This window comes from Paenarthrobacter sp. CC6, assembly GCF_040560085.1.
In the GTDB taxonomy this organism is placed as follows: Bacteria; Actinomycetota; Actinomycetes; order Actinomycetales; family Micrococcaceae; genus Arthrobacter; species Arthrobacter nicotinovorans.
The window spans coordinates 225,514-247,922 of record NZ_JARDAN010000001.1 but is presented as its reverse complement, the minus strand read 5'-3'; the positions used below and the strand labels follow the sequence as shown (position 1 = coordinate 247,922).

Below are 22,409 nucleotides of genomic sequence, written 5' to 3'. Positions count from 1 at the left end.
CGCAGAGCGGGCCCCGCAACGGAAGGGGTACTAGCCCGCTGCGGTGATCCGGAAGGTCAGCGACCGGGCTTCGGGCCGCAAGGCGTAATCCGGCCAGACGTCCGGTCCGCATGCCCTGGAACCTAGGCCGTGCTGTGCCGCGTCCAGGTACAGGTAGCTGCCTTGGCTCGCCGGCAGCTCATGCGGGTGTGCGGCTGCAGAGATCTCCTGGGCTGTGTACCGGGAAAGCGTGAAGCCCGGCAGGCGGCCACGGGAGTCCGGGAACGCATTGAACTGCAACCAAGGACTACCGGAGTCCTGCAGTTCCAGTGACCGTACGGCACTGCGATGACCCGACTCCTGGGGTTTGGCGTACGGAACTGCGAGCTCGTCGATTCCTGCCGAATACCGTCCCACCAGTGTCGCGTGCATGCTGTCGGGGTAGGACTCGCGGGGGCCCGTGCCGAACCACGACGCGCCATCTACGGAACCTGGAAGATCCAAGCGGACGCCCAATCGTGGCCAGATAATATCCCAACCGGTGCTCGGTACGATGTCCACGCGAAGCCACAGTTCGCCCCCGGACACTTGCCAGTTTTCCTCCACGGAGACCCAACGGGCGGTGTCGGCTGCGGAGTAGCGGGTCTGGATCACCACCCCCGAATCGTCGGCGGAGACCTTTTCAACCCGGCCCGTGAGCCGGTCCAGGCCAGCGGCGCGCCAGAGGGTTTCCATGGACGGGGCCGGAACGCCGTCGCCGTTGTTGAGCCAAGGATCAGCGAGGTCGTAGCTGCCGCGTCCGGCGCCGGCGTCGTTATCCGTAGGGGCGCGCCACAACTCCAGACGGGGACCGCCAACCGGCAGCCCGGCCAGTGAAACCAGGCGTCCTTCTTCGAACCGGGCAGGTCCAAGGTTGAGCGTTGAATCCACCGCCGCCGTGGCCCGGCCGGCCGATGCGAGGGGTCGCGGGGCTGCCAAGCGGGGACGTGTCACCGCCAGTTTCAGCTGTGCCGCGGAGATCACGTGCCCGGCCTCGGCCCAGGCAGTGTCCTTGCGGAGCACCGCCTCAACCGTGAGCCAGTGTTCGCCGCTTCCATTACTGTCCAACGGTGGAAGTTCAATGCGCGCCGTCCTACCGGCGCCGAGTGACGCGCCCGTGGAATCAACAACGTCGAGCTCCCCGGACACGCCAAGCACGCCGTCCACCTCGGTTCGCCAGCGCAGCACCACATCCGACGCATCAGCGGTGTGCCTCAGGTTGGCGACGGAGAGGAAGCGGCGAGTGCCGCCGTCGTTCGTTTCGGTGGAGAAGCCCAAACGGATCGGTGCGACGATCTGCTTGTACTCAAAGAGGCCCGGGCTCGGCGTGGAGTCGGACAGCACCATGCCGTCCATCACGAAGTTGCCGTCGTGCACTACCTCGCCGAAATCCCCGCCGTAGGCGAAGAATTCCGTGCCATCGGCGGTGGTGGTCCTGATGCCGTGGTCCCGCCACTCCCAGACGAAGCCGCCGTGCAGCCGGGGGTAACGGTCCACCAGGTCCTCGTATTGGTCGATCGCGCCCGGGCCGTTGCCCATGGCGTGCACGTACTCGCACAGGATGAAGGGCTTGGTGCGTTGCCGGGCCGACTCCGCAGCGGAGCAGCCGAGCAGAAGGGAACCTGAATCATCGCGCCCGATCGCCTCTGTTTCCGGTACGGACGAGTACATCCGCGAGTACACGTCCGTATAGGCGCCCGTGTAGTCACCCTCGTAGTGGACGGGGCGGCCGGCATCGCGGGCGTGGGTCCACGCGGACATCGCAGCGAGGTTGGCGCCGGTACCGGACTCGTTGCCCAGCGACCACATGACGATGGAGGGATGGTTCTTGTCCCGCTCCACCGTGCGTTCCATGCGGTCCACGTACGCCTCACGCCAGGCGGGGTCGTCACTGGGGTTGCCCACCCAGCCGTGCCGTTCGAAACCGTGGGTCTCGAGGTCGCATTCCAGGATCACCCAGAAACCCAGTTCGTCCGCGATGTCCAGCAAGCGGGGGTGCGGCGGGTAGTGGCTGGTGCGGATCGCGTTGACGTTGAACTGCTTCATCATGGCCAGGTCCGCGCGGGCAAAGTCCTCGTCGAAGACACGGCCGCGGTCCGGATGCGTCTCATGCCTGTTCACACCGTGGAAGACCACGCGTCGGCCGTTCACCAGGAACCGGTCGCCCCGGATTTCCACGGTCCGGAAGCCCAACCGCAGCGAAACGGTCTCGCCTTCGCTGGCCACCGTCGCGTTGTACAGGCGCGGAACCTCCGCGGACCAAGGCTCGACGGCGGGAACCGCCACCGGGGCGACGTCGGCAGCGGAGTTCCAGACGACGTCGATCTCCAGTTCGGGGACGGACAGGCGAACCGGGTAGGCGGCCTCACTGGCCGTGATCTCCGGGTCAATGATCCCGGCGCCGGCGGTGAAGGACGTCCGCAACCAGACGTCGTCGAGACCCTTCCGTGGCCGGGCTTGTAGTGTCACATCGCGGAAGATGCCGGGCATCCACCACTGGTCCTGGTCCTCGATGTAGCTCGATGCGGACCACTGATGAACGCGGACAGCTATGACGTTCAGGCCCGCACGGACGGTGTCGGTGATGTCGAATTCCTGGGCCAGGCGGCTGCCTGTCCCCACTCCGATCTCTGTTCCGTTGAGCCACACCTTGTAGCGGGACTCGACGCCGTCGAAACGCAGTACTGTCCTGTCTGCCGTGTTCCAATCCGAGGGGAGCTCGAACGTCCGGCGATAATCGCCGGTGGGGTTTTCGTCCGGGACATGGGGTGCATCCGTGGGGAACGGAAACTGGACGTTGGTGTAGATGGGCCGCCCGTAGGCGCCGTTTCCCTCCAACACCCAGTGCGCGGGAACGGGGATCCGGTCCCAGCCGGAATCGTCCAGGTCCTCTGCGGCAACACCCTCCACTGCTTCGCCCGCAGGGAGGACGCCGCGTCCGCCCGGGGTACCCGGCGCCCCGGGCAGCAGGCGGAACCGCCACTGGCCGTTCAATGAAAGAGCGGGCGCATCGCTGTGCAGCCAGCTCCGCGCGGGGAGGCGGTTGCCCGTGCCCGGCCCTGGATCCGTGATGTAGCCGGCTGTTTGGTAGGTGGTCATTTACTTGACGGCTCCTTCTGTCAGTCCACCGCGCCAGAAGCGCTGCAGGACAATCATGGCGATGCTGAGCGGAATGATGGAAAGCAGCACCCCGCCGGTTGTCAGTTCGTAGAATTCGGGCAAGCGGTCCACCTGGCTGAGCCAGTTGTTCAGGCCCAAAGTGATGGGGTAGAGCTCGGAGTCGGAGAGCATGACCAGCGGCAGGAAGTAGTTGTTCCAGATACCGACCAGCTGGAACAGGAACACCGTGACCAGTGCAGGGGTCAGTACCTTGAGCCCGATGGTATGGAAGATGCGGAGTTCGCCGGCGCCATCGATCCTGGCGGCCTCGATCAGCGAAGTGTCCACCGTTGCCTGCGCGTAGATCCTGCACAGGAACAGACCGAACGGCGAGACCAGCGAAGGCAACAACACACTCGAGTACGTGTTGGCCAGGCCCATCTGGCTGAACAGCAGGAACAACGGAAGCGCCGTCGCTGTACCGGGAACCAGCACGCCGCCGAGGATGGTGCCGAACACCAGGTTGCGTCCCTTGAACTCGTACTTGGCCAGGGCGTAGCCGCCTGCTGCCGCAAAGTACGTGGCCAGGAGTGCGCCGACGCCGGCGTAGATGGCCGAGTTCAGGAACCAGCGGCCAAAGATTCCGTTGTCGTAGCTGACTACGCGGCCGATGTTTTCCCACAGGGAGAACGTGGGAGCGAACCAGAAGCCATTGGTGGAGAAAAGGTCGGACGTGGACTTCGTGGAGGCGACGAAGACCCAGTACACGGGAATCAGGAAGTAGAGGGCAACCACCACCAAAAGGGCGGTGACAATGATGGTGGACGACCGGCGTCGTCCGGCTGATCGGTCCGGACCCGCGGACCGGGCCTTGGCAGCGGCTGCTGCGGGTGACTTGGTAGCTGTAGCGGTCATGATGACTTCCTGTTGGTCAGTGCGAGGAAGGCGAACGAAAGGGTGAAGGCGGCGACGGCGATGATGACCGACTGGGCGGCCGCGACGTTGTAGTCGTTGTAGGCGAAGGCCGTGGTGTAGGCGCTCAGGTTGGGCGTGTACTGGCTGTCAATGGCAGGGGCCACGGTTTTGAGGACCTGCGCTTCAGCGAACAACTGCAGGGTGCCGATGATCGAAAACACCGTGGTGAGCATGAGGGCCGGACGGATCAGGGGAAGCTGGATGCTGCGGGCAACCCGCCAGGTGGACGCTCCGTCCACCTTTGCCGCCTCGTAGAGTTCCACCGGAATGGCCTTGAGCTGCGCCACGATGATCAGCATGTTGTAGCCGGTGTAACTCCAGGTGACGATGTTGGCGATGGACCACAACACGCTGTTGGCGCCCAGGAAGTCCGGGGTAAGGCCGACGAGCTTGGCCGCGTCGAACAGGGGGCTGAGGCCGGGCACATAGAGGAAGGACCACAGGATGGTGGCAATGACGCCGGGAACGCCGTAGGGCATGAAGTAGGCGGCGCGGAAGAAGCCGGGCCATTTGGCCGATGCCGATTCCAACATCAAAGCCAGGACAGTGCACAGGACGATCATGACGGGGACCTGGACGATGCCGAACAGCAGCATGCGGCCGATCGATGCCACGAAACTGCCGTCTGCCAAGGCCTGGGCATAGTTGCCGAACCCGGCGAACTCACTGGTCACGCCCGCCTCGCCGAAGAGCCCGCTCCTGGTCACCTTGGTGAAGCTGGAGAGGATCGCCACCACAATGGGCAGCAGGAACGTGAGTGCGAAAAGCGCCAGGAACGGGGCCAGGAGAAGCCAGGGCGCGCGCGCCGCTGCGCCGGTGCGCTTGCCCCGGCGGGGTGCTTCTTCGTGACGCTCTGCGGTAGGTGCCATACGGGTGGTCGTCATGCCGCTTCCTTCCGGATGGTGAGGCCCTTGTTCTTGAAAACGGTAATGATTTGTTGCTCGGAAGCGGCAATCGAGTCCACCAGGGAGGTCCCGAAGGCCTTCTTCCGGAAACCGTCACTGAGGATGTTGAAGGACTGCTGGGTCACGGGCCACCAGGACCAGTCAGGGTTTTGCTGCTGGGCTGCCGGGACGAAGATGTCCTGGTTGTAGTTCTGGCCGCCGAAGAAAGCCGAAGGTTGTTGCCGGTCCGTGCCAATGAAATCGGGATTCGGCGACCACCCGATGCCGCTGTTTTTGATCTCGGCGTCGATGCCTTCTTTCGAGGTTGTCAGCCAGACGGCGAACTCCACCGCTTCCTTGGGGTGTTTGCTGTTGGCCAGGACGGCTGCGGTGGAACCGCCAAGGTAGCTGGAGCCGAATCCGGTGCCGCCCCACGTGGGCATGGGGGCGACGCGCCACTTTCCCTCCGAACCGCTGACGCCCTCGACCAGGGCATCGCCCCAGCTGCCGGTGACGGTGGAGGCAATGCCGCCCTTGCCTGCGGCAGCGAACCAGCCCGGTGAGAAGGCGCCGTACGCAGTGGTGACGAGGTCGTCGTCGATCGCTTTGTCGAAGAAGCGCGCGGTGTTGAGCGTGGCGTCGTCGGTCATGTTGATGACCCAGCCATCCTCCTCCGGACGCAGCCAAGCGGCTCCTGCCTGTCCGGCGAAAGAAGCGAAGGGTGAGGCGTCGCTGATCGGGAAGCAGTCCAGGTACGTGTCCACGGAACGAAGCTCGCGGGCCAGTCCGGCCCATTCGTCCCAGGTTTTCGGGGGAGTTCCACCCACCTTGTCCAGAATGGCCGGCTGGTAGAACATGGCCATCGGACCTGAGTCCTGGGGTATTCCGTAGACGCCGCCCGTGTAGCTGACCTGTTTCCACAAAGTGGGGTCGTAGAGGTGCGCGTGGTCGTTGGCTCCGTAGCGGGAGATGTCCACCAGTCCGTTGACCAGCATGAACTCCGGAATCGACCGCAGCTCAACCTGCGCCAGGTCCGGGCCGCCCCCGGCCGCCAGTGCCGAGTAGAGCTTCTGGTATCCGCCTGCGTTGCCGCCGGGGATCCAGACGACGTCCACTTGGATGTTTGGATTCGCTGCATTCCAGATGTCGGCAACGTTCTGGAAGTCCTTCAACCAAGCCCAATACGTAAGCCGCACAGGACCACTGGCGGCGGGGATGGTTGGTGCACTGTTCACGGACTGGGTTCCCGGAGTTGCGCAGCCGGACAGCAGCCCCATGGCTGCCGTGCCCAGGCCAGCGCCCAGAAGTTGTCTTCGAGTGAAACGGGTCATGAGCCTTCACCTCTTTGTGTCAGGTTGACGCTGCCGGCACCCGGAGGGCGGGCCCCGGCACGTCGATTGTGACCACGGTAACAGATAATTCGAGTGGTCACTCGAATTTCAAGAGGGGCCGGGATCCGCGTACACTGGCTAGCCATGACCACAAAGGACGTGGCCCGCGCAGCGAAGCGCGGCCCTTACGCGAAATCCGAGGAACGGCGCCAGACGATTCTGGACGCTGCGCATGCGGTGTTCGCTGCACGTGGCTACCGCGGGGGATCGCTGCAGGACGTCGCGGACCGTGCAGGGATGAGCCAGACAAGCTTGCTGCACTATTTCCCGTCCAAGCGCGACCTCCTGATGTCCGTCCTGGAACGTCGGGACGAGATCACCAGTGGCGCTTTTCCCGACGACATGGAAGAGGGCTTGGCCGATTCCGTCATCCGGACGGCCCTCTACAACGAGGACATTCCCGGAGTGATCGAGCTTTATACGGTCCTCTGCGCCGAATCGGTCACGGATGAGCACCCTGGCCGGGACTACTTCACCGAGCGCTACGAGCGGTTGCGCGCAAGCTACGGCCGGCGGTTCGAGGAACTCGCAGCTGTTGGCAGGCTCCGCCCGGGCGTGGATCCGGACCAAGCTGCGACCTCCCTGGTGGCTCTCTGGGACGGACTCCAAACCCAATGGCTCCTTGCCCCGGACCAGGTGGACGTGGCCAAGGGCCTTCGCGGCTACCTGGAACTGGTGATCCTCCCGGAACCCAACTAGGGGACAGCCGGCCAGTTGGGGCAGCCGCGTGGGCGGGTCAGCCGCGGAACGCCCCGATGCCAGTGATGTGTTGGCCCAGGATCAGGGTGTGGACCTCGTCCGTGCCCTCGTACGTTCTTACCGATTCCAGGTTGTTGGCGTGCCGAAGGGGCGAGTAGTCCAGTGTGACGCCGTTGCCGCCCAGGATGGTGCGGGCTTCGCGGGCGATCTTGATGGCTTCCCGGACATTGTTCAGCTTGCCCATGGAAATCTGCTGCGGCTGGAGCTGCCCGGCATCCTTCAACCGGCCGAGGTGAAGGGCCAGCATGGTGCCCTTCTGGATTTCCAGCAGCATGTTCACCAGCTTCTCCTGGGTGAGCTGATAGCCGGACAACGGTCGCCCGAACTGCAAACGGTCAGCGGCGTAGGAAAGTGCGGCCTCGTAGGAATCACGCGCCGCCCCCATGGCGCCCCACGCGATTCCGTAGCGTGCCTCGTTCAAGCAGGAGAACGGGCCCCTCAGTCCCAGGGCACCCGGGAGGATTGCCGCCGGCCCCAGCCGAACGGCGTCGAACGTTACATCGCACTGAACGGACGCTCGCATGGAGAGCTTCGGCTCGATCGGCGTGGCGGTGACGCCGTCCGTCCCGGCTGGAACAAGGAAGCCGCGGATGCCGTCATCAGTCTTTGCCCACACCACCATCACATCGGCAATGGAGGCGAGGCCGATCCAGCGCTTGGCGCCGTGGAGAATCCAGCCCTCGGATGTCTCACGGGCCTCGGTGGTCATGGACGACGGATCGGATCCTGCCGTCGGTTCGGTCAGCGCGAAGCAGCCGATCAGTTCGCCCGCAGCCATCCGGGGGAGCCATTGCTCCTTCTGCTCCTCCGAGCCCCACTTGTGGATGGCGGTCATGGCGAGTGAACCCTGCACCGAGACGAAGGTCCGGATGCCGGAATCGCCGGCTTCCAGCTCCATGGCTGCCAAGCCATATTCGACGGCGGTCCGGCCGGGACAGCCGTAACCGTCCAGGTGCATGCCCAGGACGCCGAGCTCGCCCAGCTCAGGAGCGATCTCCCGGGGAAAGACCGCGTCTTCGTACCAGCGTGAGATGTTCGGGCGGATCCGCTGGCTGGTGTAATCGCGGACTTTATCGCGAAGGGCCAGCTCTTCATCCGAAAGCAAGGAGTCCAGGGCGAGGATGTCGGAGGTGTTCGTCGTTGAATCTCTCATTCCAGCATCGTAGGCGCCCGCAGCTGCCGGAGCTCCACCCGCTTCAGCGGATGTCTGGAGGCCCTTCAGTAGGATGGGTGCGGGGGCGACGCACTTCCCCCATTGAGACTTTGCTATTTTGGGGGATTTTGTATGGCACTGCCTGACGTCGATCCAAGGGCCACAGCGGCCGCCTCGCGACCACAAAGAACTGCGCCGACGTCTTCGGTGCTGCTGCGACTGCTGCCCGTGGCGGCGGTGGTGTTTCCGGTGTGGATCATGCTCGCCGAATGGGCCAAACAGGGCCTGGACTTCAGCGTGTACTGGTTCGGTGGAAGCATCCTGAACCAGGCCGGTGCCTCACCCTCGGACCTTTATGGGCCAACCGTGGCGACGGCCGGTGGTCCGCAGCTTCCTTTCACCTACCCGCCCTTTGCCGCGCTGGTGTTTGGGTTGTTGGCCCGGTTGCCGCAAACCATGGCACTCAATCTTTTCAACGTTGCCGGTGTGGCCGTGGCCGGGTGGGTGGCGGTCACGATTGTCCGTTACTGGTCATCCAAGACAGACCTCCGGGGCGCGCTCTCCTCCACGAAGGGCTGTTGGATTGCTGCAGCCCTCTTCCTTGCGATCCTCTTCCTGGGACCGTGGCGCGAGACTTTGGCCTTTGGCCAGATCAACATCCTGCTGATGGGCCTCATGGTGCTGGACTTGCTGGTGCTCTCCAGGCGCAGGGGTTCCCGGGCAAGCGGGTTCCTGGTGGGTGTCGCCGCAGGCATCAAGCTGACACCCCTGGTGTTCGGACTGTATTTCCTGATGCGCAAAGACTGGCGTGGCCTGGCGAACATGTCCCTGGGATTCGCCTTTACCGTCCTGCTTGGCTGGGTTGTGCGCCCGGCGGAGTCGTTGAAGTTCTGGTTGGAGATCCTGCCCGACACCTCCCGGATCGGCGGGGCCGGCTACGTGGACAACCTCTCCATCAAGGGTGCGCTGCTGCACTTCGGAGTACCCCAGGATGCCGTGACCTTGCCCTGGCTCGCCCTGAGCCTGGGCACGTTGGTGCTGGCGGCCTTCCTGATCAGGGCAGCGAGCCAACAGGGTGCCCGGGTCGTAGCCGTCTCCACCACAGCCCTGGCCATGCTCCTCGTCAGCCCGGTTTCCTGGTCTCACCACTGGGTCTGGATGGCCGTGGTCCTGCCCGCGTTTGCCTGGACCATCAAGGACACCCCGGTGCGCCTGAAGGCCCAGCGGACGGTGATGTCAGCTGTTCTCGTTCTCGCCACCCTGGTGTTCTTCTTCTCGCCCAAGACCATCGGCACAATGCTCGGCGCCGCTGACCTGAACGTCCAGACGCCCGGTATGTGGATCATGGCCTCCAGCGCCGGCGTTTTCTGCGCCGTCGCCATCCTTGCGTGCTGGCTTGGGGCGCTGCGCCGGAACGCTATCCGCACTGACGAGGTGCCGGACGTTCCCACACGGCTGCGGGAGTGGGCCGCAGCCCAAGTCCGCAACTGAGCAGCCCCAAGTCCAGTTGAGCTGCCCCGACTCCGCAGCTAGCAGCCCGCTACTCGCCGCGTACCACTCCGGCGTCGGCCCGCTCACCCGTGAAGTAAGCCCGGGTGGAGGGAGCGAAACGGCACACAATTGCCAGGACCACGCCGAGTGCCAGGAGCAGCACGCCGCTCACGAAAGCTCCGCCGATCCCGAAGATCTGCGTATCGCCGTACGCCGGGTCCCACATCTGGACCGCGGAGATGAAGAACGCCGCTGTGAGTGACAGCGCGCCCAGGAGTGGAAGGATGCCCCGGAACCAGAGATTGCGGGCGGAGTCCCGGAGTGTCGAGCGGAAGTACCAGACGCAGGAGAACCCGGTCAGTGCGTAGTAGAAAGCGATGAACAGGCTGATGGCGCTGATGGAGTCGGAGAGCAGGTTTTCGCTCAGGAAGCTCATGGCCACGTAGTAGACCACGGCCACCGCGCCCATCACCTGGGTGGAGAAGCCCGGCGTCATGAAGCGCTCGTGGACCTTGCCGAAGCGTGCAGGGAGGGCACCGTGCACGCCCATGGACAGTGTGCCGCGCGCCGTCGGCAGGATGGTGGTCTGCGTGGAGGACAGGACGGACGCCAGGACGGCGACGACTATCAGCCAGCCCCAGGGGCCGAGAACGACATCCTTCATGGTCAGGAAGACGTCGTCCTGGTTTGCTTCGTTGCCCAGGCCGATGCCGTCGGTTCCAATGGTCGCGTACATCATCACCAGCAGGGCGACGGAAACGTAGATCGCCACCAGCACGGAAGCAGAGATCACGGCACCGCGCCCGGGAGTCTTGGCCGGGTTCTCGGTTTCTTCGTTCAGGGCGAGGCAGGTGTCCCAACCCCAGTAAATGAACAACGCCAGCAAGGCGCCGTGGACCACGGCACCGGGATCGGCGAACGCCCCAGCGGGGTTGAACCATTCAAAGTCGAACGCCTGCCCCTCGGGCGCGCCGCCTGCGATCCGGAAAATGATCGCGACCGCGAAGATGCCCAGCGAGATGTACTGGATGTAAGTCAGTGTCCTCTGGACGTGTTCGCCCAGCCTGATGCCGCGGTGGTTCACGTAGGTCATGAACACGATGAACAGCACTCCGGTCGCGGTCACCAGCCACTTGTTCTCCGCCAATGAACCATCCCCTACCAGCAGCCAGAGGTACTTCCCGGCGATCTGGGCAAGATTTGCCAGCACCACGATCCCGGCCAGGGCCACGCCCCAACCTCCCAGCCAGCCGGCCCACGGACCAAACGCTTTGCGGGCCCAGAAGAACGTTGTTCCACAGTCCGGCATGGCGCTGTTGAGCTCGCGGAAGGCATAGGCAATGAACAGGACGGGAATGAATCCGAGGACCAGGATCAACGGTGTGTAGTTACCGTTGACAGCAACGATGAGTCCCAGCGTGGCCGCCAGCGAGTACACAGGCGCGGTGGACGCCAGCCCCAGCATGACGGAGTCACCCAGGTCCAGGATCCCTGCGTGGAGGCCTTTGGAAGGTACGACGGCGGTACGGTCGCCGCCCGCCGTGCCGCCACCCGGCGTCGAGGTTTCAGTGCTCATAGTGCAGCTCCATAGGAAGTAGCAGGGGGCGCGACAGGCGCGGGGGAGTCGATGGTGTTGGGAACAAAGCGGCAGAAGTAGTCCGTGATGGGCCCGTCCGACTCGCGGATTCCACACCCTACAGACTCGCCGTCCACCACCCACAGGCCCAGGACCGGGTGGTTTCCGTCGTAGTCGGGGAGCGGATGGTACTGCTGGTAGCACCAGCCTTCCCTGCCATATCCGCCGGGCTGGGAGATGTCGATGCCGGGTGCGTGGATCCGAATGTTGTCTCCCTCGCGTCCGTGAAGTGGCTTGGCCACCCATTCCTTCAGCGGTCCGGGGTCTCCCAAGTAGGCGGGCAACAGGTTTTCATGGTTCGGGTAGAGGTGCCACAGGGCGGCCAGCAGGGCTTTGTTGGACAGCAGCATTTTCCATGCCGGTTCCACCCAGCGCGGGTTGTGGGCGCGCTGCAAAAGGCGGTGCCCGAAAGGCTCCTTCATCATCAGTTCCCACGGGTACAGCTTGAACATGGTGCTGATCATGAAATTGTCCAGGTCCACGAACCGGTTCAGGTTGGGATCCCAGCCGATGTCGGACATGTTGATACCGATGGTGGTCCAGCCGCCCTGGCTGGCCACATCGCGCATGTAGGCAGCCGTCATCCAGTCCTCGCCGGACTCCTCGGCTTCGGAATGGGCAACATGCAGGGTGCTCATGCCGGTGCGGAACTGCAATTTCTTCCACTGTCGGATCAGGGCTTCGTGGATGCCGTTCCATTGATCCTTCTCCGGGAAGACATCCTGCAACCAGAACCACTGGGCAACCGACGCTTCGATCAGTCCGGTGGGGGTGTCGGCGTTGTACTCCAGCATTTTCGCCGGGCCGCCTTTGCCGTCATAAATGAAGTCGAAGCGGCCGTAGATGTCCATGTCCCCGGCTTGGAGCGACTCGGCGGCAAGCTCCAGCGCCTGGCGCCCGATGCCGATGTCGCCCATGGCGCCGCTGGCAAGGTACTTCGCTGCCTCCAGGCACATGAGGTGCATGTCCTCGGCGGTCTTCTCGAGGGTTTCCACCTCGTCCATGGTGAACTCGTAGTAGGCCGATTCGTTCCAGTACTCGATCTTGCGGCCATCGGGCATGGTGGTGGTGGAGAAAACCAGGCCCTGTTCTTCGATCTTTTGCTTCCAGTCCGGCCTGGGCGCGGAGTGCAGTCGACGCACGCCTAGCCTCCCGAGCTTCCGCCGCTTTTGGAACTGCTGCCGAAGCCACCACGACTGACCGTGCCGCCCTTGGTGCTGTATCCCGTGGAGGACTTGGCTCCCTGGGGCACCGTCTTGGTGGCGGTCGGGTAGGAGCTGCGGTTCTGGCCGACGGCGGGCACACTGGCACCGCGCGAGTAGAAGTACCAGGCATAAACCCCGGAGCTCCGGCCTGCGGAGCTGCTGTTGTTGCACTGGTCATCGTCGACGCGCTCGCCGGTTTCTTCGTTGAAACAGACCTGGGCGTAGTCAGCTTCCTGCTCGTTGGAGGCGACGATGGCGGTGATGGTTCCAGCCAGCAGGGCCGTCACGCCCAAGCCCACCACGACGGTGCGGCGCTGGGAACGCTTCTTCTTCTTGGCTGCGGCGGCGGCATCACGTTCGCGTTCGCGTTCGAACGGGTCCACGACGGGGAGGGGTTGCCCCGGCTGGGGTTGGCCTGCTGCGCCGCTGGCAGCTGTTGCCCCGGCTGGTACCTTCTTGTTCCTTGCCGGCTTGTTCTTTGCCGGCTTTCCGCCCTCTTCCGGACCGTCTTCGACAGGGGTGAAGAGCTCAGGATGGAGTTCCGGCTTCGGGACCTGCCATGGCGGCGGCTTGGGAGGGTTGTTGGCCGCGTTGAAGGCATCGTTGTTGTCCCCGCCGCTGCCTTTGTTGCCGGCCGCGTCAGGGCTGTCTTTCGGGTCCATGTGTATCCCCCTGGATAGACCGTGGTGTGCCCGGCGCCACGCCGGGACCGGAATGCTCAGAGCAAGCCTAGTCCTTGCGAACGCCGCAGGCACTCACCCCGGCGGAAAGTGGGGAGAAGTACCCACCTTTGGAACCGTGTAAGGATGTAGCCATGGCGGGAACTGAGGCTCAGGGCAACGGCGATGACGGCGCGCTGCTGAGGTTTCCCACCGTGCGCGGAATCGGCCGTGGACGGGTAACGGCAGGACTGGTCCTGGCGCTTCTGTTGCCGCCCGCGGTGGAACTGGCGGTTACTGTCCTTAATTTCCGCAACTTCGCCATGATCATGCTTCTCCAACTGGCTGTGGCTGTGGCGGTAGCGGCCATTGGGGGTCTCTGGCCGGCCGTGGTGGCAGCGGTCCTGGGCAGCTTCCTCCTTAACTACTTCTCCGCAGACCCTGTTGGTTCGTTGTCCATTGCGGATCCCACCACGTTGTTCACCTTGGTGGTCTTCCTGGCCGTAGCCTGCGGAGTGGCCTTGGCCGTGGGCCTGGCCAGCCGCCGGGCGCAGGAAGCGGCAAGGTCAGGGGCGGAGGCCACGGCATTGAGTGAACTTGCCCTCCGGATACTGAGCTCGGATGGGAGCCTGGAGACCTTCCTGGAGAAAGTACGCGGCAATCTCGGCATGGATGCCGTGACGCTCCTCGGCTCGACGGCCACCGCCGCCCGAGGCGCCCCTGCCGAATGGCGGGTCCTCGCCACCGCCGGCCCCAATCCGCCGGTGACGCATGCCGCTGCCGACCACGCCGCCGTCGTCGATCCGCATTACACGTTGCTGCTGCGCGGAGGGCCCTTGTCTCCGCAGCATCAGCGGATGCTGGTGGCGTTCGGCGCGTTCGTGGTGGCGGTGCGGGAGCGGCAGCAGTTGGTGAAGAGCAGGAGGGACAACATCCGGCTGTCCGAGGGCAACAAGATGAGGACGTCCATCCTCCGGGCGGTGTCCCACGATTTGAGGACTCCCTTGGCCGGAATCAAGCTCGCTGTCAGCAGTCTCCGGCAGGAGGATGTGACGTTTCCCCGGGAAGTCGAGCGGGAGCTGTTGGAGACCATCGAGGATTATGCGGACCGCCTGGACCACCTGGTGGACAACCTCCTGGACATGTCCCGCATTACTGCCGACGCAGTAAATCCATTGTTGAGCGGGATTTTGTGGGCGGATGTGCTGCCGGACGCGTTGCGGGGCGTGCCGCACGAGCGGCTGCGCAACGAACTGCCACCCAACCTGCCGCCCGTCCAGGCGGACGCAGGGATGCTGGAGCGGGTTGTCGCCAATATTGTGGAGAACGCCATGAAGTACGCCCCCGACTCGGATGTAGTGCTGACGGCCAGGACCGGCGAAGGCATCACCTTGGGGGAGCAGCCCGCCAGCGAACTGCGGATCACGGACCACGGGAAGGGTGTGGGCCACGAGGAGGTCCTCACCATGTTCCAGCCGTTCCAGCGCTTTGGTGATTCGTCTGCGGGCGCGCCCGTGGGAGGAACAGGGACCGGCGGCGGAATCGGTTTGGGGCTTGCCGTGGCGAAGGGCTTCAGCGAGGCCATGGGCGGCAGGCTCGCGGCGGAGCCGACGCCGGGTGGCGGCTTGACCATGGTTGTCACCTTGCCGCTGTGGGCAGGTGATCCGCTGTGACGCTGGTGTTGATCGTTGAGGACGAGGCCCGCATTGCCCGGGCCATGCAGGTCACCCTCCAAGCCCACGGATACCAGGCCCTGACAGTGGGCAACGGAGCCGACGCGCTAAGTGCGGCCGCGAAGCATCCGGTCAACATCGTGGTGCTGGACCTTGGCTTGCCGGACATCGATGGCGTGGAGATCATCCGCCGCATCCGCGGCTGGAGCAACATGCCCATTATCGTTTTGTCGGCCCGGCACGCTTCGGAGGACAAAGTGGAGGCGCTCGACGCCGGTGCGGACGACTACGTGACCAAGCCCTTCGGTTTGGATGAGCTTCTTGCCCGGCTCCGGGTGGCGTCGCGTCGTGTGGTCACCGGAGCCGAAGAGCCAACGTTGGCCACCGCCGATTTCGTGGTGGACCTGGCCGGCAAGCGGATAGTGAAGGACGGGGCCGAAGTCCGGCTGACCCCCACTGAGTGGAACATCCTCGAGCTGCTGGTCCGGAACAAGGGCAAGCTGGTCAGCCAGCAGCAGATCCTCACCCAGGTCTGGGGGCAGGCCTATGCCAAGGAAACCCAGTATCTGCGGGTCTACATCGCCCAGCTGAGGCGCAAGCTGGAACGGGACCCCGCTGAACCCCGCCACCTGCATACGGAAGCGGGGATGGGCTACCGTTTTGATCCTTAATCCCCTGCCCGCCCATCCGTAGACTGGTGCCCATGAACACCGCTTCCGTCCTTGCCGTTTGCCGCGTCCATCAACTGCTTCCCGATCCCCTGGGAAGCGTGGGCGTCACCGCCATCGACAAACGTCCCATCGAGGGACCGGTCAAGGTCCACAAGCTGGGTATCCATGGGGACGTGCAGGCCAGCCGTCTGCATCACGGTGGGGAAGACCAGGCCATTTATGCCTACTCGCAGGAGGACGCCGATTACTGGTCCGGCGAGTTGCAGCGGGACCTTCCCGCGGGAATCTTTGGCGAGAACCTGCGTGTATCCGGCATTGAGACCACGGGTGCTGTGATCGGCGAAAGGTGGAAGGTCGGACTGGATGTGGAACTTGAAGTGACCTCTCCCCGCACACCCTGCGCCACCTTCCAACGCGTTTTGGGGGAACCAACGTGGGTCAAGCGCTTTTCCGAGGCCGGGCGGGTGGGCACCTACCTGCGGGTGGTCAAGACGGGAAGCATCTCAGCGGGGGACCATATCCACCGCACGTTCATTCCCAAGCACGGCATCACCGTTGGCCAGTGGTTCAGCGATCCGACTCCGGAACTGGTCCAGACCCTGCTTGATGCGGAGGCGGACGGGGAGATCCGTTTGCAGGAGGATTACCGCCCCGAGTTCGAAAAAGTGCTGCGGAGGAGCGGACTCTAGCAGCTCCGGAGGTCGGGTGTGAACAAGCTCACCCGGCCATCGCGGGGTCTTAAGTCGCGGTGGGGCCACCCTGTGCCCTACACTTGAAATATCCCCCACTCCGGAAATCCCTTTATCCTGCCCAATTCTTGAGGCAGGACTGGTAAGTGTTGGGGCCCGCAAATGTGTGCGGGCATTTTCATAGGGAGAGCCGGCTAAAGAAAACGCTGTACAGACTGCTGGGATAGCAGCCAAGAGATGCAGCGGGAAGTCCTGCCATGGGATTGCGATAGCGCCGGACTTCTTGCGAAAGCAGGGCACCTTGCCTGCTTTTGCGACGAGTAATGCGGCCAAGCCCAACCGGGCCGCGCCGACTGCCCTATGGATGAGGAATTTCCCCCTATGACCGAAAATCTCAACGAAAACTTCGACGCACGGAACACCGACTCCGCTGAAACAGCAGAGGTCACCGCACCCGCCGAAGCTGAAGCACCGGCTGCTGCCGCTGCCCCCGTCGAGACTGCCGCAGCTGAGTCTGCAGCCCCCGCCTTCACCGAAGCTCCTGCCCCCAAGGCAGAAGAGACCGAAGCTCCTGCCCCCAAGGCAGAAGAAGAGGAAGAAGAAGGCGTTAAGTTCGTCGATCTTGGCATCGATGGCCGCGTTCTGGCCGCCCTGCAGGATGTCGGCTACGAAAAGCCGTCCCCCATCCAGGCAGCCACCATCCCCCTGCTGCTTGAAGGCCGCGACGTCGTCGGTCTCGCCCAGACCGGTACCGGCAAGACCGCAGCTTTCGCTGTTCCTGCCCTTTCCCGCCTGGCCGAACTCCACGACCTCAACGGCCCGTCCCGCAAGACCCAGGCCCTGGTCCTGGCTCCTACGCGTGAACTGGCCCTGCAGGTTGCCGAGGCGTTCACTTCCTACGCCAAGCACATTGATGACTTCACGGTCCTCCCGGTGTACGGTGGCTCGGCTTACGGCCCCCAGCTCGCCGGCCTGCGCCGCGGTGCCCAGGTTGTTGTCGGTACCCCCGGCCGCGTGATCGACCACATCGCCAAGGGTTCGCTGGACCTCTCCGAGCTTCAGTACCTCGTTCTTGACGAAGCTGACGAAATGCTGCGCATGGGCTTCGCCGATGACGTGGAGCAGATCTTCCAGCAGACCCCGGAGAGCCGCCAGGTTGCCCTGTTCTCTGCCACCATGCCGGGCCAGATCCGCCGCATGTCCAAGCAGTACCTGAACAACCCTGCCGAAATCTCCGTGAAGTCGAAGACCACCACGGGTGCCAACACCAAGCAGCGTTACCTCCAGGTCATGGGCCCGCACAAGCTGGACGCCCTGACCCGCATCCTTGAGGTTGAAGACTTCGACGGCGTCATCGCCTTCGTGCGCACCAAGATGGCTACCGAGGACCTCGCCGACAAGCTGAAGTCCCGTGGCTTCCAGGCTGCCGCCATCAACGGCGACATCCCGCAGCAGCAGCGCGAACGCACTGTTGACGCGCTCAAGGAAGGCCGTATCGACATCCTGGTAGCTACCGACGTCGCGGCCCGTGGCCTTGACGTTGAGCGCATCAGCCACGTCATCAACTACGACATCCCCCACGACACCGAGTCCTACGTGCACCGCATCGGCCGCACCGGCCGTGCAGGCCGTTCCGGTGACGCGATCCTCTTCATGACGCCGCGTGAGAAGTACTTGCTGCGTTCCATCGAAAAGGCCACCCGCCAGCCGGTGGAGCAGATGCACCTGCCGACCGCGGAGACCGTGAACACGCTTCGCCTGGGCAAGTTCGCCGAGCGCATCACCGAGACGCTCGCGTCCGAGGATGTTGCTGCGTTCCGCGACCTCATCGCCTCCTACGAGGAAGAGCACAACGTTCCGGCTTCGGAGATCGCAGCCGCCCTGGCCGTCATGGCGCAGGGTGGACAGCCCTTGCTGGTCAAGGAACTGCCCGCAGCTCCGGAGTACCAGAAGCGCGAGCGCTCCAAGGACGGCTTCGGTTCCCGTGGCCCGACCCGTGCGCTCACCGAGGGCAACGCAACCTACCGGATCGCCGTCGGACGCCGCCAGCGCGTCATGCCGGGTTCCATCGTGGGTGCCATTGCCAACGAAGGCGGCATTTCCTCCGCACAGATCGGTGGCATCGACATCCGCTCGGACCACTCCCTGGTGGAGCTCCCGGCAGACCTGAGCCCCGAGCAGTTGCGCGCACTGTCCCGCACCCGCATCGGTGGCGAGCTGATCCACCTTGAGCTGGACAACGGCCGCAGGCCCAACAGCGAGCGTGGCGGCTACTCCGGTGGCGGACGCGGCGGCTACGGCGACCGTGAAAACCGCGGAGGCGGCAACTTCAAGGGCAACGGCGGATTCAAGAAGGAATTCCGCAAGTCCGACGGCGAGCGTTCCTCCGCTGACCGTGGCGGCCGCTCCTACAGCGACCGCACCGAGCGCACGGCAGGCAGCTACGGCGACCGCGACCGCGGCCAGGCCAGCGGCTCACGCTTCGGTGGTCACGGTGACGGTGCCCGCAAGCCCCGCACGGGTGGCGAAGGCAGCAACCGCGACTTCAACCGCAAGGGCAAGTGGTAAACACCAGCCCGGTAGTAAATATTAGGTAGTTCCCTTCAGGGGGCCGGCTTTCGAGCCGGCCCCCTGAGGCATTTAACGGGCCAGTACCGATCTTGTTCGCCCGACCCTTCGCGTTGTGCAGCGGGATATCGGGCAGGACCGGGTTCCGCCCGGCTGACACCGGCCGTACGATCGAGGCACAGACTGAACCGCGCAGAACAGGGGAGTGCTCCATGGGATTGCTGGATAACTTGAAGAAGAACCTTGGCTTCGGGGACAAGGAACACGCGGACCGAGGCCAGCCGGCCCCAGGACAGAGGGACAAAGAGCCCGACGACAGGCAGCATACGGACAGCGTTCCTGTGGACAGCGTCGCTGCCGCGCCCCAGGAGGACCAGACTGCCGTGACCCAGGCCGCGGAGGACGCCGCCGCCGTCGAGGTTTCAGCATCGGACACTGCCGCAGCCGAAGCCGCGGCAGCCCAAGCTGCGCAGCAGCAGGCAGCAGCGGACGCTGCAGCCGCAGAGGAGGCCTCCCAGGAGGGACTGGAACCCGATGCCCCGGAAGTGCAGCCACAGGCGCAGGAGGCGGCCGCTGAGGCCGCAGCAGGGACAGGACAGCCAGGGCCGGTGGCGCCGCGTGTCACCGAAGTCGTGGTGGAGCAGGGGGACACCATGAGCGGGATCGCTGCGCAGTTCGGAGTGGACCTTGGTGCCTTGATCGCAAGCAATGCGGACACGGTGCCCAATCCCGACCAGATCTACCCGGGCCAAGTGCTGCGCCTGCCCTGATTTTCTCCGTTTGTAGATCAGCAAAAGTGCGTCTTTGCAAATTGTGTCGACGCCGTTTTTCCCCGTCGATTCGCCGATTTGTAGCTTCTGAAAACGTCCGGTAGAGTATTTACTCGTTGCCCCCCTAGCTCAGTGGTAGAGCGCGTTCTTGGTAAGAACGAGGTCACCGGATCGATTCCGGTGGGGGGCTCTGGATGAGGGCCTGTGTCAAGGCGGTTTTGACCGGCTTGACACAGGTTTTTCTCATTCGTGGCGGTGTAGCTCAGTTGGTTAGAGCGCACGACTCATAATCGTGAGGTCGGGAGATCGAGCCTCCCCACCGCTACAGAGCAAGACCCCGCAGATGTTGTCTGCGGGGTTTTTCGTTTATGGGACACAATGGGTCCATGAGCCGAATCGCGATTATTGGCGGCCACGGGAAAGTGGCCCTGCATCTGTCCCGGATTCTTAGTGGTGAAGGTCACGACGTCACGTCGTTCATCCGCAATCCCGACCACGTGGCGGATGTCACGGAGACGGGCGCCTCTGCCGAGGTGCTCGACGTTGAAAATTCGACGACGGCGGAACTCGCCCAAGCGCTCCGGGGCCATGACGCCGTGGTCTGGTCCGCAGGCGCAGGCGGAGGCAATCCTGCCAGGACATACGCCGTGGACCGGGACGCTGCCATCCGTTCCATGGTCGCCGCGGCAGAAGCGGACGTCCAAAGGTATGTCATGGTTTCCTACCTCGGTGCTTCCAAGGATCACGGGGTCCCTCCGGAGAACCCCTTCTTCGCCTACGCGGAGTCCAAGGCCGCGGCCGATGACTACCTGCGCGGCACCGAGCTGGACTGGACTGTTTTGGGCCCTGGCACCCTGACGGACGACCCCGCCACTGGCCTGATCGAGCTGAACCCGGAAAACCCGGGCGGGGGCACCGGGACCTCCCGGGCTAATGTTGCGCTCGTCGCTGCGGCCGTCCTGGAACTGCCCGGGACCGTTGGACGTACCATCCCGTTCAAGGACGGGACCGAGGACGTGGTGGACGCCCTCACCAAGGACTGACACCCGGACCGGTTCCCCTCATGGGTGGGCTGCGGTCGGGGGAAGGCCTGTGCCTCGGGATATGTTGGTAGGGAACTTTTCCGGTGTTGCCCGGGGAAGGGCCTTACACCATCCGGGGAAGCAGGAACATGGATCAGCTGGCGCTCATAGTCGGATTGCTGCTTGCAACGGTGGTTGCTGTTGGCCTGGGGGACCGGCTCCGGCTTCCTTATCCGGTCCTGATGCTGCTCCTTGCGGTCGCGCTCACCTTCATTCCGGGCTTCCCCGAGTTTGAGATTTCGCCGGAACTGATCCTGCCGATCTTCCTTCCTCCGTTGCTGTTCGCCACGGCGCAGAAGAGTTCGTGGGCGGTGTTCCGGGTGCGCTGGCGGACACTGCTGCTGCTGGCAGTTGCCCTGGTGGTGGTCTCCACGGCTGCGGTGGCCGGTGCTGCCTGGCTCATGATTCCGGGCATTGGGATCCCTGCTGCGATCGCCTTGGGTGCCATGGTGGCGCCCCCCGATCCCGTGGCGGTGGAGTCCGTGGCCGGGCGGGTGCATATGCCGCGCCGGCTCGTGACGGTCCTGCAAAGCGAAGGCCTCTTCAACGATGCCGCGGCCATCGTGATCTTCCAGGCCGCCGTGGCCGCCACGATGTCCGGCAAGGAAGTGGGCCCGGAGGTGATCCCCCAGTTCGTGCTGGGCGCGGCACTGGCTGTGGTGATCGGCATTGCCATGGGCTTGCTGACCCGGTTCATCACCAAGCTGGTGACGTCCATGGTGGCCCGCAGCGCCGTGACCTTGGTGGTTCCTTTTGCGGCGTACATCCTCGCCGAAGAGCTCCACGCCTCAGGTGTGGTGGCCGTCGTCGTCACCGCTTTGGAACTGCAGCGCCATGCGCGTCCGCAGGATGCCGCTGAGCGCGTCACCAGGACGGCGTTCTGGGACGTGGTGGAGCTGCTCGCCACGGGCCTTGCCTTCGGCCTGGTGGGGCTGGAAATCCGCCAGGTCATCCGGGACGAAGGAACAGCCATCTTCGGGATGATCGGGATGGCGGTTGTCATCTGCGTTCTTGTTTTCGTGGTGCGGTACCTATGGCTTGGGCTGCTTGCCCTGACGGCCCGACGGCGGCGCAACCTCCTGCAGCCCACCTCGCCCAAGGAGGTGCTGATCCTGACCTGGTGCGGAATGCGCGGGCTTGCCACGTTGGCGCTTGCGTTGGCACTGCCGCTGACGTTGCCTGACGGCAGCGATTTCCCCGCCCGGCACGAGATCCTGGTCATTTCCTGCGCCGTACTTCTGGCCACCCTGGTTCTTCCCGGGCTAACCCTCCCATGGCTGATGCGGGTTCTGGACGCCACGGAGGACGGCTCCCATGAAAAGGACGCAGCCAAGGAGCTGGCCAAGCGGGCCCAGTCTGCCGCAGTTGCCGCCCTCAAGGAGCACGATCTCATGAAGGAACTTCCGCCGGAGAAGGTTGCCTTGATCAAGGAGAAGATGCGGCGTCTCCACGCCGAACTGCTGGACGGCACCTTGCGGAATGAATCGGCGGCCGAAAAGCGCAAGCGGGGACGCGAACTGTCCATCGCCGTGCAGACCATTGCCCTCGATGCGGCACGCCAGGAAGTGGTGGCAGCCCGCAACGAATTGGGGACCGACCCCGAGGTCGCGGACAGAGTCCTGCGTCAGCTGGACCTGCGCACCATGTCGATGCCGGACTAATCGGCCACTCTGTTTTTCGGCGCTT

At 64.3% G+C, this 22,409-nt stretch carries 17 protein-coding genes and 2 tRNA genes; 11 read left to right on the top strand and 8 right to left on the bottom strand.

The genetic code is table 11. The annotated features are described in order from the left end of the window. Window positions 1-30: 30 nt before the first annotated feature. The 4 genes from PV760_RS01180 to PV760_RS01165 are packed head-to-tail and all read right to left on the bottom strand — an operon-like array spanning window position 31 to window position 6,307. The gene (locus PV760_RS01180; RefSeq protein ID WP_354626943.1) at window positions 31-3,117 is read right to left on the bottom strand and encodes a glycoside hydrolase family 2 TIM barrel-domain containing protein; all 3,087 of its coding nucleotides are present in this window, start codon (window positions 3,115-3,117) and stop codon (window positions 31-33) included. Then, window positions 3,118-4,032: a carbohydrate ABC transporter permease gene (locus tag PV760_RS01175; RefSeq protein ID WP_354626942.1), complete on the bottom strand. Its 915-nt coding sequence runs from the start codon at window positions 4,030-4,032 to the stop codon at window positions 3,118-3,120. Further along, complete coding sequence (locus PV760_RS01170) at window positions 4,029-4,976, bottom strand: carbohydrate ABC transporter permease (protein ID WP_018776761.1); 948 nt, start codon at window positions 4,974-4,976, stop codon at window positions 4,029-4,031. Before PV760_RS01170 ends, PV760_RS01175 begins: the two co-directional genes overlap by 4 nt. After that, window positions 4,973-6,307 (bottom strand): ABC transporter substrate-binding protein, encoded by a 1,335-nt coding sequence (locus tag PV760_RS01165; RefSeq protein WP_039242470.1) that lies wholly within the window; start codon window positions 6,305-6,307, stop codon window positions 4,973-4,975. Before PV760_RS01165 ends, PV760_RS01170 begins: the two co-directional genes overlap by 4 nt. Window positions 6,308-6,451: 144 nt before the next feature. On the opposite strand from PV760_RS01165, the gene PV760_RS01160 reads away from it, so the two are divergent. After that, window positions 6,452-7,066, top strand: coding sequence for a TetR/AcrR family transcriptional regulator (locus tag PV760_RS01160; protein WP_018776759.1), 615 nt, complete (start codon window positions 6,452-6,454; stop codon window positions 7,064-7,066). 37 nt (window positions 7,067-7,103) lie between these two features. Here PV760_RS01160 and PV760_RS01155 read toward each other — a convergent pair whose 3' ends face one another. After that, a complete protein-coding gene (locus PV760_RS01155) occupies window positions 7,104-8,279 on the bottom strand; it encodes an acyl-CoA dehydrogenase family protein (protein ID WP_018776758.1) in 1,176 nt (391 codons plus the stop codon). A 132-nt stretch (window positions 8,280-8,411) separates the two neighbouring features. Between PV760_RS01155 and PV760_RS01150 the strand changes: the two genes are divergently transcribed. Further along, window positions 8,412-9,770 carry a glycosyltransferase 87 family protein gene (locus PV760_RS01150; protein WP_354626941.1) on the top strand — a complete coding sequence of 453 codons (1,359 nt, stop codon included), beginning with the start codon at window positions 8,412-8,414 and terminating at the stop codon, window positions 9,768-9,770. A 49-nt stretch (window positions 9,771-9,819) separates the two neighbouring features. On the opposite strand, the gene PV760_RS01145 is transcribed toward PV760_RS01150, so the two are convergent. From PV760_RS01145 to PV760_RS01135, 3 genes are read right to left on the bottom strand one after another with little or no spacing between them, the layout of a single operon-like run. Next, window positions 9,820-11,346 (bottom strand): APC family permease, encoded by a 1,527-nt coding sequence (locus PV760_RS01145; protein WP_354626940.1) that lies wholly within the window; start codon window positions 11,344-11,346, stop codon window positions 9,820-9,822. Beyond that, a complete protein-coding gene (locus PV760_RS01140; protein WP_018776755.1) occupies window positions 11,343-12,548 on the bottom strand; it encodes a glutathionylspermidine synthase family protein in 1,206 nt (401 codons plus the stop codon). Before PV760_RS01140 ends, PV760_RS01145 begins: the two co-directional genes overlap by 4 nt. 2 nt (window positions 12,549-12,550) lie before the next feature. Then, on the bottom strand, window positions 12,551-13,273 hold the full coding sequence (locus PV760_RS01135) for a hypothetical protein (RefSeq protein WP_018776754.1): 723 nt from the start codon (window positions 13,271-13,273) through the stop codon (window positions 12,551-12,553). Between the two features lie 152 nt (window positions 13,274-13,425). Between PV760_RS01135 and PV760_RS01130 the strand changes: the two genes are divergently transcribed. The 9 genes from PV760_RS01130 to PV760_RS01090 all read left to right on the top strand — a co-directional run bounded on the left by PV760_RS01130 (window position 13,426) and on the right by PV760_RS01090 (window position 22,384). Next, entirely contained in the window at window positions 13,426-14,943 is a 1,518-nt protein-coding gene (locus PV760_RS01130; protein WP_354626939.1) for a sensor histidine kinase, read from the top strand. After that, window positions 14,940-15,614, top strand: coding sequence for a response regulator (locus PV760_RS01125; protein WP_055971590.1), 675 nt, complete (start codon window positions 14,940-14,942; stop codon window positions 15,612-15,614). Before PV760_RS01130 ends, PV760_RS01125 begins: the two co-directional genes overlap by 4 nt. A gap of 32 nt (window positions 15,615-15,646) precedes the next feature. Beyond that, the gene (locus PV760_RS01120; protein ID WP_193589852.1) at window positions 15,647-16,303 is read left to right on the top strand and encodes an MOSC domain-containing protein; all 657 of its coding nucleotides are present in this window, start codon (window positions 15,647-15,649) and stop codon (window positions 16,301-16,303) included. A gap of 381 nt (window positions 16,304-16,684) precedes the next feature. Then, complete coding sequence (locus tag PV760_RS01115) at window positions 16,685-18,871, top strand: DEAD/DEAH box helicase (RefSeq protein ID WP_079580800.1); 2,187 nt, start codon at window positions 16,685-16,687, stop codon at window positions 18,869-18,871. Between the two features lie 212 nt (window positions 18,872-19,083). Next, window positions 19,084-19,641 (top strand): LysM peptidoglycan-binding domain-containing protein, encoded by a 558-nt coding sequence (locus PV760_RS01110; protein WP_354626937.1) that lies wholly within the window; start codon window positions 19,084-19,086, stop codon window positions 19,639-19,641. A gap of 118 nt (window positions 19,642-19,759) precedes the next feature. Beyond that, window positions 19,760-19,831: transfer RNA gene (locus PV760_RS01105), tRNA-Thr, on the top strand. A gap of 61 nt (window positions 19,832-19,892) precedes the next feature. Next, window positions 19,893-19,966: transfer RNA gene (locus tag PV760_RS01100), tRNA-Met, on the top strand. Window positions 19,967-20,027: 61 nt separating this feature from the next. Continuing rightward, entirely contained in the window at window positions 20,028-20,684 is a 657-nt protein-coding gene (locus PV760_RS01095; protein ID WP_189075272.1) for an SDR family oxidoreductase, read from the top strand. Between the two features lie 128 nt (window positions 20,685-20,812). Further along, window positions 20,813-22,384, top strand: coding sequence for a Na+/H+ antiporter (locus tag PV760_RS01090; protein WP_039242464.1), 1,572 nt, complete (start codon window positions 20,813-20,815; stop codon window positions 22,382-22,384). Window positions 22,385-22,409 lie beyond the last annotated feature (25 nt).

Excerpts from the sequence above, each read along its gene's own strand:
- PV760_RS01180 (WP_354626943.1), bottom strand. The coding sequence starts at position 3,117 with ATGACCACCTACCAAACAGCCGGCTACATCACGGATCCAGGGCCGGGC.
- PV760_RS01175 (WP_354626942.1), bottom strand. The coding sequence starts at position 4,032 with ATGACCGCTACAGCTACCAAGTCACCCGCAGCAGCCGCTGCCAAGGCC.
- PV760_RS01170 (WP_018776761.1), bottom strand. The coding sequence starts at position 4,976 with ATGACGACCACCCGTATGGCACCTACCGCAGAGCGTCACGAAGAAGCA.
- PV760_RS01165 (WP_039242470.1), bottom strand. The coding sequence starts at position 6,307 with ATGACCCGTTTCACTCGAAGACAACTTCTGGGCGCTGGCCTGGGCACG.
- PV760_RS01160 (WP_018776759.1), top strand. The coding sequence starts at position 6,452 with ATGACCACAAAGGACGTGGCCCGCGCAGCGAAGCGCGGCCCTTACGCG.
- PV760_RS01155 (WP_018776758.1), bottom strand. The coding sequence starts at position 8,279 with ATGAGAGATTCAACGACGAACACCTCCGACATCCTCGCCCTGGACTCC.
- PV760_RS01150 (WP_354626941.1), top strand. The coding sequence starts at position 8,412 with ATGGCACTGCCTGACGTCGATCCAAGGGCCACAGCGGCCGCCTCGCGA.
- PV760_RS01145 (WP_354626940.1), bottom strand. The coding sequence starts at position 11,346 with ATGAGCACTGAAACCTCGACGCCGGGTGGCGGCACGGCGGGCGGCGAC.
- PV760_RS01135 (WP_018776754.1), bottom strand. The coding sequence starts at position 13,273 with ATGGACCCGAAAGACAGCCCTGACGCGGCCGGCAACAAAGGCAGCGGC.
- PV760_RS01130 (WP_354626939.1), top strand. The coding sequence starts at position 13,426 with ATGGCGGGAACTGAGGCTCAGGGCAACGGCGATGACGGCGCGCTGCTG.
- PV760_RS01120 (WP_193589852.1), top strand. The coding sequence starts at position 15,647 with ATGAACACCGCTTCCGTCCTTGCCGTTTGCCGCGTCCATCAACTGCTT.
- PV760_RS01115 (WP_079580800.1), top strand. The coding sequence starts at position 16,685 with ATGACCGAAAATCTCAACGAAAACTTCGACGCACGGAACACCGACTCC.
- PV760_RS01110 (WP_354626937.1), top strand. The coding sequence starts at position 19,084 with ATGGGATTGCTGGATAACTTGAAGAAGAACCTTGGCTTCGGGGACAAG.
- PV760_RS01095 (WP_189075272.1), top strand. The coding sequence starts at position 20,028 with ATGAGCCGAATCGCGATTATTGGCGGCCACGGGAAAGTGGCCCTGCAT.
- PV760_RS01090 (WP_039242464.1), top strand. The coding sequence starts at position 20,813 with ATGGATCAGCTGGCGCTCATAGTCGGATTGCTGCTTGCAACGGTGGTT.